This window comes from Acinetobacter sp. HY1485 (assembly GCF_027568475.1).
GTDB lineage: Bacteria > Pseudomonadota > Gammaproteobacteria > Pseudomonadales > Moraxellaceae > Acinetobacter.
Genome location: NZ_JANKZG010000001.1, coordinates 69,594 through 82,356 on the forward strand (window position 1 = coordinate 69,594; position 12,763 = coordinate 82,356).

10 protein-coding genes are annotated in these 12,763 nt (G+C 38.6%); 6 read left to right on the top strand and 4 right to left on the bottom strand.

The features are described 5' to 3' along the window. Nucleotides 1–164: 164 nt before the first annotated feature. Nucleotides 165–359, bottom strand: coding sequence for a heavy-metal-associated domain-containing protein (locus PCI70_RS00305; RefSeq protein ID WP_269913367.1), 195 nt, complete (start codon nucleotides 357–359; stop codon nucleotides 165–167). Nucleotides 360–494: 135 nt separating this feature from the next. Between PCI70_RS00305 and PCI70_RS00310 the strand changes: the two genes are divergently transcribed. Genes PCI70_RS00310 through PCI70_RS00320 form a run of 3 tightly spaced genes read left to right on the top strand, consistent with a single transcriptional unit; the run spans nucleotide 495 to nucleotide 4,644 of the window. Further along, the gene (locus PCI70_RS00310; protein WP_269913368.1) at nucleotides 495–3,077 is read left to right on the top strand and encodes a heavy metal translocating P-type ATPase; all 2,583 of its coding nucleotides are present in this window, start codon (nucleotides 495–497) and stop codon (nucleotides 3,075–3,077) included. Next, on the top strand, nucleotides 3,074–3,475 hold the full coding sequence (gene cueR / locus PCI70_RS00315; RefSeq protein ID WP_269913369.1) for a Cu(I)-responsive transcriptional regulator: 402 nt from the start codon (nucleotides 3,074–3,076) through the stop codon (nucleotides 3,473–3,475). Before PCI70_RS00310 ends, cueR begins: the two co-directional genes overlap by 4 nt. After that, a complete protein-coding gene (locus tag PCI70_RS00320) occupies nucleotides 3,475–4,644 on the top strand; it encodes an amino acid aminotransferase (RefSeq protein ID WP_269913370.1) in 1,170 nt (389 codons plus the stop codon). Before cueR ends, PCI70_RS00320 begins: the two co-directional genes overlap by 1 nt. 27 nt (nucleotides 4,645–4,671) lie before the next feature. On the opposite strand, the gene betA is transcribed toward PCI70_RS00320, so the two are convergent. The 3 genes from betA to betI all read right to left on the bottom strand — a co-directional run bounded on the left by betA (nucleotide 4,672) and on the right by betI (nucleotide 8,485). Then, nucleotides 4,672–6,366, bottom strand: a complete 1,695-nt coding sequence (gene betA, locus PCI70_RS00325; protein WP_269913371.1) for a choline dehydrogenase — start codon at nucleotides 6,364–6,366, stop codon at nucleotides 4,672–4,674. Between the two features lie 78 nt (nucleotides 6,367–6,444). After that, on the bottom strand, nucleotides 6,445–7,884 hold the full coding sequence (betB, locus tag PCI70_RS00330) for a betaine-aldehyde dehydrogenase (RefSeq protein ID WP_269913372.1): 1,440 nt from the start codon (nucleotides 7,882–7,884) through the stop codon (nucleotides 6,445–6,447). Further along, nucleotides 7,877–8,485 (bottom strand): transcriptional regulator BetI, encoded by a 609-nt coding sequence (gene betI, locus PCI70_RS00335; RefSeq protein ID WP_269913373.1) that lies wholly within the window; start codon nucleotides 8,483–8,485, stop codon nucleotides 7,877–7,879. Before betI ends, betB begins: the two co-directional genes overlap by 8 nt. 302 nt (nucleotides 8,486–8,787) lie before the next feature. On the opposite strand from betI, the gene PCI70_RS00340 reads away from it, so the two are divergent. From PCI70_RS00340 to PCI70_RS00350, 3 genes are all read left to right on the top strand, one after another. After that, nucleotides 8,788–10,851, top strand: a complete 2,064-nt coding sequence (locus tag PCI70_RS00340) for a choline transporter (RefSeq protein ID WP_269913374.1) — start codon at nucleotides 8,788–8,790, stop codon at nucleotides 10,849–10,851. A 113-nt stretch (nucleotides 10,852–10,964) separates the two neighbouring features. After that, nucleotides 10,965–11,378 carry a DoxX family protein gene (locus PCI70_RS00345; protein ID WP_269913375.1) on the top strand — a complete coding sequence of 138 codons (414 nt, stop codon included), beginning with the start codon at nucleotides 10,965–10,967 and terminating at the stop codon, nucleotides 11,376–11,378. Nucleotides 11,379–11,452: 74 nt separating this feature from the next. Beyond that, complete coding sequence (locus PCI70_RS00350) at nucleotides 11,453–12,748, top strand: MFS transporter (RefSeq protein WP_269913376.1); 1,296 nt, start codon at nucleotides 11,453–11,455, stop codon at nucleotides 12,746–12,748. Nucleotides 12,749–12,763 lie beyond the last annotated feature (15 nt).

Below are 12,763 nucleotides of genomic sequence, written 5' to 3' on the forward strand. Positions count from 1 at the left end.
AGATATGATCGTGGACTTTTCTTAAATAAAAAAGTAAAAATTTAAGTTTTATAAAAGTAAACCGATCGGTTTTTATGTAACATATTGTTTTTTATTGGTTAAATGAAATATTTTTTTTTTGTAAAAAAGTGAGTAATAGGTTAACTATTACTCACTCTAAAATTTTACTTAATAGTTGGTGGAAAACCATCTTCTTCTAAAGCTGATTTTACGGCATCTAAACTGGCTGTTGTGGTCACATCCACTAATTTTGTGTCTAAATCAATATTTACTTCTGCATTTGGGTCGACTTCTTTAATGGTTGCTGTTACACCTTTTGCACAGCCACCACAGTTCATATTTAAAATTTCGAATTTCATGCGTTTAAGTCCTATTTTGAGACAAAGATAGTGTAAACCTTTCCATAGGAAGAAGGTCAAGGTTTACAATAAAAAAATTGACCTTTACATAGGGTTAAGGTTTAAGGTGTTTTTGTTCAAATTTGAGTTGTGGCTATGAAAAAATATACATTATCTATTGAGGGCATGACGTGTGCTTCATGTGTGGGGCGCCTTGAAAAAGCGTTGAAAAAAATAGATGCTGTGACTGATGCACAGGTCAACCTTGCAACCGAAAAAGCCATTATTCAAACAGAACAACCCATATCAGTCCAAACACTTTATGATGCTGTTGAGCGTACAGGTTTTGGCGTAAAGCGTTATCCTGAAATTACATTAGGTATTCAAGGGATGACGTGCGCTTCATGTGTAGGACGCGTTGAAAAAGCTCTCAAAAGAGTAGAGAGTGTTGCCGATGCACAAGTTAACCTTGCTACAGAAAAAGCCACCATTCAAGTATTACAGCCTATTAACCAACAAGTTCTTGCCCAAGCTGTACAAAAGGCAGGGTTTGATGTGGTTAAAACCGTATCGCTCAAAGTTCAAGGCATGACATGTGCTTCATGTGTGGGACGTGTTGAAAAAGCCCTCAATAAATTAGAAGGGGTAAATAATGCACAAGTAAACTTAGCGACTGAAATGGCACATATTCAAACATTGCTTGAACCTCAAGAATTAATTAAAGCAATTCAAAAAGCAGGGTTTGATGCATCTATACCACAAACACAACAAGTTAATACGCGTGAAGAAGAAGCAACTCACTTAAAAAAAGATCTACTCTTTGCTTTTATTTTGGCACTCCCTGTTTTTTTAGTTGAGATGTCAGCGCATTTTATTCCTGCTGTACATATGGCGTTGATGCCGTATTTAAATGTAATTTGGTATATTCAGTTTGTTTTAACAACGATTATTTTGATATTTCCTGCACGCCGTTTTTACAAAAAGGGGTTGCCTGCGCTTGCACGTTTTGCACCTGATATGAATTCTTTGGTGTCTGTCGGTACACTTGCTGCATACAGCTATTCATGTATTGCCACATTCTTGCCACAACTTTTACCAAAAGATACGGTCAATGTTTATTTTGAATCGGCAGCGATGATTGTTGTGCTTATTTTACTTGGTCGTTATTTTGAGGCACGTGCTAAAGGTAAAACATCACAAGCCATTCAATCGCTTATTGGTATGCAACCTCAGGTCGCACGTTTAGAAAACCATCAACAAATTGCGGTTGATCAAGTTCAAGTCGGAATGACATTGCTGATTCAACCGGGTGAAAAAATCCCTGTAGATGCTGTGGTAACGCAGGGACAGAGCTTTGTAGATGAAGCGATGGTAACAGGAGAGCCGATTGCCGTTGCTAAACAAAAAGATGATCAAGTGGTTGCAGGTACGATTAATCAGCAAGGTATCTTGCATGTAAAAGCCACAGCAGTTGGTGAAAATACCCTGTTGTCTCAAATTATTCGTTTAGTAGAGCAGGCACAAGGTTCAAAATTACCTATTCAGAATGTAATTGATAAAATTACGATGTGGTTTGTGCCTGTGGTCATGGGAGTTGCATTACTTACTTTTATTTTGTGGTTTATTTTTGGTCCACAGCCTGCTTTAACATATAGCTTAGTCAATGCAGTGGCTGTACTTATTATTGCTTGTCCGTGTGCGATGGGTTTGGCTGTACCCACTTCAATTATGGTCAGTACAGGGCGTGGGGCGGCACTCGGTATTCTGTTTCGTAAAGGTGAAGCATTACAACAACTCAAAAGTGTGCAAACGGTTGCATTAGACAAAACAGGTACGCTTACACAGGGTAAACCACAACTGACAGACTTGATAACAGACCTTGACCGCCGTGATGTTTTAGCGTGGATAGCAGCAGTAGAGCAATACTCAGAGCATCCAATTGCGCAAGCCATTGTGGAACAAGCCCAAAAAGAACAATTAATGTTGCCAAAAGCAGAAAATGTAAAAGTTCTGGTAGGTTATGGCATACAAGCGACAATTGATGATCAAACTGTATATATTGGTGCAGATCGCTTAATGACTCAGCAAAATATTGATATTGATGACTATCAAAATGAAGCGCAAACGCTTGCACAAACAGGTAAAACACCGTTATATGTTGCAATTAATAATCAAGCGATTGCGCTTTTAGCTGTATCTGATCCAATTAAAGAAACCACACCACAAGCAATTAAAGCCCTACATCAAATGGGTTTAAAAGTGGCAATGATTACAGGGGATAATCAAAAAACAGCCCAAGCGATTGCCAAACAGTTAGGCATTGACCATGTGGTGGCAGAAGTTCTTCCTGAAGGAAAAGTAACCGCTTTACAAGCATTACAGCAAAATGGAAAAGTTGCTTATGTAGGCGATGGTATTAATGATGCACCTGCACTTGCACATGCCGATGTAGGTATTGCAATTGGAACAGGGACAGATGTTGCCATTGAATCGGCAGATGTCGTGTTAATGTCAGGGCAATTAACAGGGGTAACAAAAGCGATTGCATTGAGTCACGCTACAATTAAAAATATTCATCAAAATTTATTTTGGGCATTTATTTATAATATTATTTTAATACCTGTCGCAGCAGGTGTGTTGTACCCAATTTTGTTGTCACCTATGTTTGCAGCAGGTGCAATGGCGTTGTCTTCGGTATTTGTACTGACTAATGCACTACGTTTAAAGGCATTCAAATGAACATTGGACAAATTGCACAACAAACCTTGTTATCTGCAAAGATGATTCGTTATTACGAAGAAATTGGCTTATTAACTCATGTAAAACGTACCGAGGCAGGGTATCGTGTTTATACACATCAGCATGTGCGGACGCTTAAATTTATTCGACATGCAAAAAGCTTACATTTTTCGTTTGAGCAAATTAAAGAGCTTTTGCAACTGTGGCAAAACCACCATCGGCAAAGTGCTGAGGTAAAACAGCTTGCATTAAAACATATTGATCAGTTAAATAAAAAAATTGCTGAAATGCAAGAAATGGTTGATATTCTGAGTCAGACAGCACAATGTTGTGCAGGTAATGAGAGCGCAGACTGTCCAATTTTAGAGAAATTGGAACGTGGTATAAAGGAAAAATAATGTTTCAGCATATAGATGCCTATGCAGGCGACCCCATCTTAACATTAATGGAAAAATTCCAAAAAGATGAGCGTGCACATAAAATAAATTTAAGTATTGGGCTGTATTACAACGAAGATGGTGTTGTGCCACAGTTTGATGCCATTAAACAAATTGAACTTGATAAAAGTCATGCTCAACTTTATTTACCAATGTCAGGCTTGCCTGCATATTGCCAAGCAACGCAAGCGTTATTGTTTGGTGAAAAAGTGAGTGACCGTGTAGTCACCATTCAAACTTTAGGTGGTTCTGGTGCGTTAAAAGTTGGTGCAGATTTTCTTAAAAAATATTTTCCACAAGCAACGGTATGGGTAAGCCAACCGACATGGGAAAATCATATTGCAATCTTTGAAGGGGCAGGCTTTAAAACAGCGGAATATCCATATTTTGATGTGCAAACCAATGGCGTTGCATTTGAAAAAATATTGGCTTGTTTAAAGCAAATTCCAAAAGGTGATGTGGTGTTATTACATCCATGTTGCCATAACCCAACAGGTGCAGATTTAACCCAAGCACAATGGGATGAGATTATTCCTGTATTAATTGAGCGTGAGTTAATTCCATTTTTAGATATTGCTTATCAGGGCTTTGCAGAAAGTTTAGAGCAAGATGCCTATGCCATTCGTGCCTTGTACCGTGCGGGTGCAAACTTTATTTTAAGTAATTCTTTTTCTAAAATTTTCTCGTTATATGGCGAGCGTGTGGGTGGCTTAACAGCTGTGTGTGATGATGCAACCTCAGCACAACATGTACTTGGTCAATTTAAAGCAACTGTACGTAAGATTTATTCAAGCCCACCAACTACAGGTGCAAAACTTGTCAGTGGTGTACTCACAAATGACGAACTAAAACAAAATTGGCAACAAGAGCTTAGCCAAATGGCAACGCGAATTGCAAAAATGCGTACTATTTTATGTGAAGAGTTAAACAAACGTGTACCAAATCAAGACTTTACTTATTTAGTTAAACAACGTGGTATGTTTAGTTATACAGGTTTAAATGCAGAACAAGTAGACCGTTTGCGTGAAGAGTTTGGAATTTACTTATTACGTAGTGGTCGTATGTGTGTTGCAGGGCTAAATCAAAATAATGTATATAAAGTTGCTGAAGCGATTGCTCAGGTGATTTAAAAAAAGCGACCCGAGGGTCGCTTTTTATTATTTGATCATATCTTGTGTAAATTCACGTTTAGGTTGTTGGCGTACAGGTATGCCATCTGCCTTAAAATAAGGGGCAGTAGAACGTGGTAATTTTTGTCCACGAATTGCATCTGCAATTTTCTCACCAATCATAATGGTGGTGGCATTTAGGTTACCTGTAATAATGATTGGCATAATAGACGCATCAACCACACGTAAACCTTGTACACCATGTACACGACCTTCGCTATCGACTACTGCCATATCATCTTCCCCCATCTTACAACTACCACATGGGTGATATGCCGTTTCTGCATGAGTACGCACAAATTCATCTAATTGTTCATCTGTCACTACATCTTTACCCGGACTAATTTCACGACCACGGTATTCATCTAAAGCAGGTTGATGCATGATTTCGCGTGTGATGCGGATACAATCACGGAATTCTTGCCAATCTTGCTCGGTTGCCATGTAGTTAAACAAAATGCTTGGGTGCTCGTTTGGATCTAACGATTTGATACGAATGCGACCACGAGATGGTGAACGCATAGAGCCAACGTGGGCTTGGAAACCATGTTCTTTAATGGCTTTTGAACCATTGTAGTTAATTGCAACAGGTAAGAAGTGATACTGAATATTTGGGAAGTCAAATTCAGGACGACTACGAATAAAACCGCCTGCCTCGAATTGGTTACTTGCACCAACGCCTGTACCTAAGAACATCCACTCGGCACCAATAGCAGGTTGGTTTTGTAGTTTAAGAGCAGGTGCTAAAGATACAGGTTTTTTGCATTCGTACTGTAAATAGAGTTCAAGGTGATCTTGTAAGTTTTCACCCACACCTGGTAACTCATGTACCGTTGGAATATTAAATTCTGCAAGAAGCTCTTTAGAGGCAATTCCTGAGCGTTGTAAAATTTGTGGTGATGCAATAGTACCTGAACAGACTAAAACTTCACGACGTGCCTGAGCTGTTTTAGTTGTGCTACCTTGTAAAAATTGAACACCTGTTGCACGTTTACCCTCAAACAATACTTTGTCTGTTACCGCATGCGTAATGATGGTTAAGTTAGGACGACCTTTTGCCATGTCCAAATAACCACGCGCTGTACTAGAACGACGCCCTTGTTTGGTTACAGTACGATCCATTGGACCGAAACCTTCTTGTTGGTAACCGTTTAAGTCGTCTGTACGTGGATAACCTGCTTCTACACCCGCATCAATCATCGCTTTAAATAAAACGTTGTTGCCTGCTTTAGGTGTTGCAACACTAACAGGTCCTTCACCGCCGTGATAATCATTTTCACCAATATCACGTGTTTCTGCTTTGCGGTAGTACGGTAAGCAATCTGCATAGGTCCAATTCTCTAGACCTTTAAGTTTTGCCCAACCGTCTAAATCCATAGCGTTACCACGGATATAGCACATCCCATTGATTAAAGATGAGCCACCTAAGCCTTTACCACGACCACATTCCATACGGCGATTATTCATATGTGGTTCTGGATCTGTTTCGTATGCCCAATTATACGTACGCCCTTGTAGTGGGTAAGCCAATGCCGCAGGCATTTGTGTACGGAAATCAATACGGTGGTCTGGTCCACCTGCTTCTAAAAGTAAAACGGTTGTATCTTTGTCTTCTGTAAGGCGAGTTGCAAGAACGTTACCTGCCGAACCTGCACCCACAATAATATAATCGTAACTTGCCATGATTGTATCCTTATTGTGCTAGCAATAAAAAAGGCACACACCGCGTTGGAGTGTCGTTGTGTGTGCCATAACTTAAAATTACTCGTACGCTGCCATTTCAACTTGGATTGATTTCACACGAGTATAGTGTTGTAGAGTCGAGATCCCATTTTCACGTCCAACACCAGATTGTTTGTAGCCACCGACAGGCATTTCTGCAGGCGATTCGCCCCATGTATTGATCCAACAAATACCTGCTTCAATTTGATGAATAATACGATGTGCACGATTAATATTTTGACTGACAACACCTGCAGCTAAGCCATAAATGGTGTCATTGGCACGTGCAATTACTTCTTCTTCTGTGTCGTAGTACAAAATGCTCATGACAGGACCAAAGATTTCGTCTTGTACAATTGCCATATCGTCTGTGCAGTCTGTAAAGACTGTTGGTTCTACAAAAGCACCGTTTGGATAATCTTTTGCACGTTCACCCCCACATAATAGTGTTGCACCTTGTTCTTTACCTTTTTCTAGGTAAGACAGGACTTTTTCCATGTGCGGGAAGCTTACTAATGGACCAAAATCAGTGTCTTGAGCCATTGGATCACCCATACGGATGTTTTTAATACGCTTTAAAATTGCATCTTCAAATTCTGCTTTCATGGCACGCGGTACAAATACGCGTGTACCATTTGTGCATACTTGTCCTGTACTAAAGAAGTTTGCAAGCATGGCAATATCTGCCGCTTGGTTAATGTTGGCATCATCACAAATAATAAGTGGAGATTTACCACCAAGTTCCATGGTTACTTCTTTCAGCGATGAGCTTGCTGCACTTGCCATCACTTTTTTGCCTGTTGGCACGCTTCCTGTAAATGAGATTTTTTCAATAACAGGATGCTCAGACAACATTGCACCAACTTCGCCCAAACCTTGTACCACGTTAAATACGCCGTTTGGTACGCCTGCTTCTGTATAAATTTCGGCAAGTTTAAGGGCAGTAAGAGGAGTTACTTCACTTGGTTTGAAAATCATGGCATTACCTGCAGCGAGTGCAGGGGCAGATTTCCAAAGTGCGATTTGAATTGGATAGTTCCATGCACCAATACCTGCAACCACACCTAATGGCTCACGGCGTGTATAAAAAAAGCTCGTATCACGTAATGGAACTTGATCGCCTTGAATGGCTGTTGCAAGCCCTGCGTAATATTCTAAAACATCTGCACCGGTTACAATATCTACAGTTGAAGTTTCAGAATAAGCCTTACCTGTATCTTGAGTTTCAAGCACTGCAAGTTCATCATTACGTTCACGTAAAATGTCGACAGCACGGCGTAAAATACGTGAGCGTTCCATTGCTGTCATAGCAGCCCAAACTTTCTGACCTTTTTGTGCACTTTCTACAGCTTTATTAACATCTTCTTGTGATGCTGCTTGCACAGTTGCTAATACTTCACCATTGGCAGGATTAACAGTTTCAAATGTTTTACCACTGGTTGCATCTACGTACTGACCGTGAATATAAAGTTTACTCATCTTTATTCTCCTGCACTTGCATTTGTAAATAGTTGTAAGCAATTGAGCGTGCTTGTTGAGTATCAAAGTTATCATGATGATGACTCATTAAGCTGCCTCGTAACCATAAACCATCAATTAAAGCTGCCATGCCACGTGCGGCAACATTGGCACGCTCGGTGGGAATTAATTTAAGAAAATGATGTCTTAAATTAGAGTGAAGGCGCTGATCATTAATTCTTTGTAGGCGTTGCAGTTCAGGGGTATGCAAACTTGCCGACCAAAATTCAAGCCATAAACGCATTGCTTTAGGGTTGGTTTGGCTAATATCAAAATTTGAATCAATAATCGCTTTAATTTGGGCGCTTGGTGTACGGCTTACATCTGCTTTGTACTGTTCTGTTTTTACACGAAGATTGTTGAGCATGTTGCGCATACACGCATTAATGAGACCTTGCTTATCACCAAAATAGTGACTCACAATACCTGTTGATAAGCCTGCTTGTTTTGCAATTTTGGCTATCGTTGTATGTGTTAAGCCAAGTTCATAAATTACCTCAAATGCGGCATTCATAATTTGTTCTCGGCGAACATGTTCAGGTTTAACTCTGCTCGTAGTCATAAGTGCTTTGTGATTTAACGCTTAAATATAGAATAGCCCAAATTGATTGAACGTTCAATCAATGGGCTGTATGATGGGGGTAAGAAAATAAGCATAAAAGCATTAAATTATTGTTTTTACGCTTATTTTTATATTTGTTTTCAATTGTAGAAATATAAAAGGTGGTTTTTTGTACGTTTAAAATGTATTCTTAAGCGCAAGAATGCATACATCTTTTTTAAAGTTTTACTTTATATCTTACTGCTTTGAAAGCACATCTTTACACATTGTTGTGTACTCATTTTAAATAATAAGAGGATTTTATGAACCAAGATAACTCCTCCGCATCGCCTAAGGATAAGCTTAATAGCACGGTATTTTTTACCTCTGCTACAATTGTTTTAGCTTTTTCGTTTTTAACGATTATGTTTAATGAGGCAGCGGCAACCACCTTAGACCTTGTTCTTGATTGGGTAAGTTCTACGTTTGGTTGGTACTATTTTGCAGCGGCATCTATTTATATTGTTTTTGTTTTATTTTTGGCATGTTCTCGTTATGGCGACATTAAATTAGGTCCCAAACATGCAAAGCCTGAATTTAGTTTAATGAGTTGGTCTGCCATGCTGTTTGCAGCAGGTATTGGGATTGACTTAATGTTCTTCTCGGTTGCAGAGCCAATTACACAATACATGCAACCTCCTGTAGGAGAAGGGCAAACCATTGAAGCTGCACGCCAAGCCATTACATGGACAGTTTTCCATTATGGTTTAACAGGTTGGTGTATGTATGCGCTAGTGGGTATTTCATTAGGTTATTTTGCCTATCGTTATAATTTACCTTTAACCATTCGTTCTGCGTTATATCCAATTTTTGGAGATCGTATAAATGGTATTGTTGGGCATTTGGTAGATATCGCTGCTGTATTGGGTACTATTTTTGGTATTGCAACCACCTGTGGTATTGGTGTTGTCCAACTCAATTATGGTTTAACCACTTTATTTGGTCTACCTGAAGGCTTATCTGTTCAATTTGGACTGATTATTTTAGCTGTTGTGTTGACGATTATTTCTGCAACAACAGGGGTAGATAAGGGTGTTAAGTTCATGTCTGAAATGAACGTATACTTTGCTATTGGCTTAGTATTGTTTATTTTATTTATGGGCGATACCAAATTTTTATTAAATTCATTGGTATTAAATGTAGGCGATTATATTAGTCGTTTCCCTGCAATGACATTAGATACGTTTGCTTATAATCAAGATAAAGACCCACACTCATCGCAATGGATTAAAGATTGGACACTGTTCTTTTGGGCGTGGTGGGTAGCATGGTCGCCGTTTGTTGGCTTGTTTTTAGCACGTATTTCTAAAGGGCGTACTATCCGTGAATTTGTTGCAGGTACACTGATTATTCCTTTTGTATTTACGCTCGCTTGGTTATCTGTGATGGGTAATAGCGCGTTATATGAAATTATTCATGGTAACTTACAGTTTGCGCAAGAAATTTTAGCAAGACCAGAACTTGGGTTTTATAAATTACTTTCATTTTATCCATTGTTCAAATTTACGGCATTTATTGCATTTGTGACAGGGTTACTATTTTATGTAACGTCTGCCGATTCAGGTGCGATTGTACTAGGTAATTTCACATACAAGTTAAATGATGTAAACAGCGATGCGCCTAATTGGATTCGTGTATTTTGGGCAATGGTAATTGCAGTCCTTACACTTGCAATGCTGATGACAGATGGAATAACAACACTGCAAAAAGCAACAGTGATTATGGGATTACCATTTAGCTTTGTGATGATGTTTGTGATGGCGGGCTTATTTAAGTCATTACGTTTAGAAGATTACCGTTCGCAAAGTCGTTCGCTTAATGCAGCACCTGTAGCAGGGAATGTTGATATTTTAAATTGGAAACAACGTTTATCACGCGTGATGCATCACCCTGGGCGTCAAAATACACTGATTATGCTTGAAAATGTGTGTAAGCCTGCACTTGAAGAGGTAGTTAAAGAGCTACATCAAAAAGGTACAGATGCAGCACTAAGTGTTAAAGCGTTAGATGATGATCCTGATTTGTATCATATCGATTTAACCATTGGTATGAAGAGCGAGCAGAATTTTATTTACCAAATTTGGCCGCAACGTTATAAAACACCTGAGTTTAGTATTCGTAAGCAACATCGCGATAAAGCACACTACTATCGTTTAGAAACATTTTTATACGAAGGTAGTCAAAACAATGACTTAGTGGGTTACAACAAAGAACAAGTGATTAATGATGTACTTGATAAATATGAACGTCATTTAATGTTCTTACATTTAAATCGTGAAGAAACTGAAGGTAAAACATTAAGTTTTCCTGATCCAAATAACGATTAAACATTTCCCCCATATGGGGGATTGTTTCATAAATGCAACAGAGCGATATGTAAATATCGCTTTTTTTGTAATAAATAAAAATTAAACTAATAAAAAATATCAAGGATAAAACAATGCGTTATTTAGAATTTGGACACAGTAAAGATTTGATTTTGTTGATTGCCCGTATTTTATTAGTGGCACTTTTTTTAATTTTTGGCTTACCTAAAATTGCAGGTTTTTCAGGATTTGTAGGTTATATGACGTCATTAGGTGCACCATTACCAACTCTAGCCGCAGGCATTGCTGTATTTATGGAAGTTATTGCAAGTCTTGCCATTATGGTGGGTTTTTATACACGTCCACTTGCTTTAATTTTTGTATTTTATACTTTAGGCACTGCATTGATGGGACACGCGTATTGGTCAATGATAGGTGATGCACAACATGCCAATATGATTAACTTTTATAAAAATATAAGTATTATGGGGGGATTTTTGTTATTAAGCGTAGCAGGCCCAGGGCGTTTTTCATTAGACAAACGTTAGTTAGACTTTAGGCTAATATTACAACAATTGCTCTATTTTATCTGTATTTTAAAAAGATAAAAGGAGGGCTAGCCATGCAAGAAGCACAGCAAGAGTCCCGTATACGTTCAATTTTTAATGTAACGAGCGGGAATTTTTTAGAACAATACGATTTTTTCTTGTTTGGACTTTATGCCAAATTTATTGGAGAAACCTTTTTCCATTCAGATAGTGCATATGCCGCTTTGCTCAAAACCTTTCTGATTTTTGCAGTTAGTTTTTTTATGCGTCCAATTGGCGCACTCGTATTGGGTCCTTATGTAGACCGTTTGGGTCGCCGTAAAGGTTTAATGCTAACCTTGAGTATTATGGCTTTTGGTTCTTTAATTATTGCATTTACCCCAGGTTATGACACGTTAGGTATCGCCGCTGCTATTTTGATTTTAGTGGGACGTTTGGCACAAGGTTTCTCAGCAGGTGTTGAGCTGGGTGGGGTATCTGTATATTTGTCTGAAATTGCAGATGAACATAACAAAGGGTTTATGACCAGTTGGCAATCAGCAAGTCAGCAAGTGGCTGTAATTTTTGCCGCTTTACTCGGTTTTGGTATTAGTACATGGTTTACTACTGCACAAGTGGCAGAATGGGCATGGCGTATTCCCTTTATTATTGGGTGTTTAATTATTCCTGCTATTTTCTATTTGCGTGGAAATCTTAAAGAAACAGAAGATTTTGCGTCACGTACAGAACATCCAACCACAAAACAAATTTTAAAAACATTGGCAGAAAATTGGAAAGTAGTGATAGCAGGGATGTTATTGGTAGCAACTACCACCACGATGTTTTATTTTATTACGGTTTATACGCCAACTTACGGACGCGAAGTATTACATCTTTCAATAGCAGATAGCTTAATTGCGACAATTATGGTGGGCATCAGTAATTTTATTTTACTCCCTATTGGCGGTATGTTGTCAGATAAGTTTGGACGTAAGCCAATGCTTGTAGGTATGTCTGTACTTATTTTATTTTGTGCTTATCCATTACTCAGTTGGTTAACTGCTAATGTAAGTTTGGCACATATGTTGATGGTACTTTTTTGCTTTTCTTTAATTTATAGCTTTTACAATGGTGCAATGGTAGTAACACTTACCGAAATTATGCCACGTTCTGTACGGACATCTGGTTTTTCTGTAGCCTACAGTTTGGCAACGTCTGTGTTTGGTGGTTTAACACCTGTGATTGCAACTATGATCGTGCAACATACGGGTAGTAACAGTACACCTGCGTTTTGGTTAATGACAGCAGCCGTTTTAAGCTTATTGGCATGTTTTTATGTGTTTTCTGTTGCAAAATTGCACCATCAATCTAGAGAAACAGTAAAAATTTGATTTTTTGATGATTAA

Coding starts and splice junctions, on each gene's coding strand:
- PCI70_RS00320 (WP_269913370.1), top strand. CDS start 3,475: ATGTTTCAGCATATAGATGCCTATGCAGGCGACCCCATCTTAACATTA.
- PCI70_RS00305 (WP_269913367.1), bottom strand. CDS start 359: ATGAAATTCGAAATTTTAAATATGAACTGTGGTGGCTGTGCAAAAGGT.
- cueR (WP_269913369.1), top strand. CDS start 3,074: ATGAACATTGGACAAATTGCACAACAAACCTTGTTATCTGCAAAGATG.
- PCI70_RS00340 (WP_269913374.1), top strand. CDS start 8,788: ATGAACCAAGATAACTCCTCCGCATCGCCTAAGGATAAGCTTAATAGC.
- PCI70_RS00345 (WP_269913375.1), top strand. CDS start 10,965: ATGCGTTATTTAGAATTTGGACACAGTAAAGATTTGATTTTGTTGATT.
- PCI70_RS00350 (WP_269913376.1), top strand. CDS start 11,453: ATGCAAGAAGCACAGCAAGAGTCCCGTATACGTTCAATTTTTAATGTA.
- betI (WP_269913373.1), bottom strand. CDS start 8,485: ATGACTACGAGCAGAGTTAAACCTGAACATGTTCGCCGAGAACAAATT.
- betB (WP_269913372.1), bottom strand. CDS start 7,884: ATGAGTAAACTTTATATTCACGGTCAGTACGTAGATGCAACCAGTGGT.
- betA (WP_269913371.1), bottom strand. CDS start 6,366: ATGGCAAGTTACGATTATATTATTGTGGGTGCAGGTTCGGCAGGTAAC.
- PCI70_RS00310 (WP_269913368.1), top strand. CDS start 495: ATGAAAAAATATACATTATCTATTGAGGGCATGACGTGTGCTTCATGT.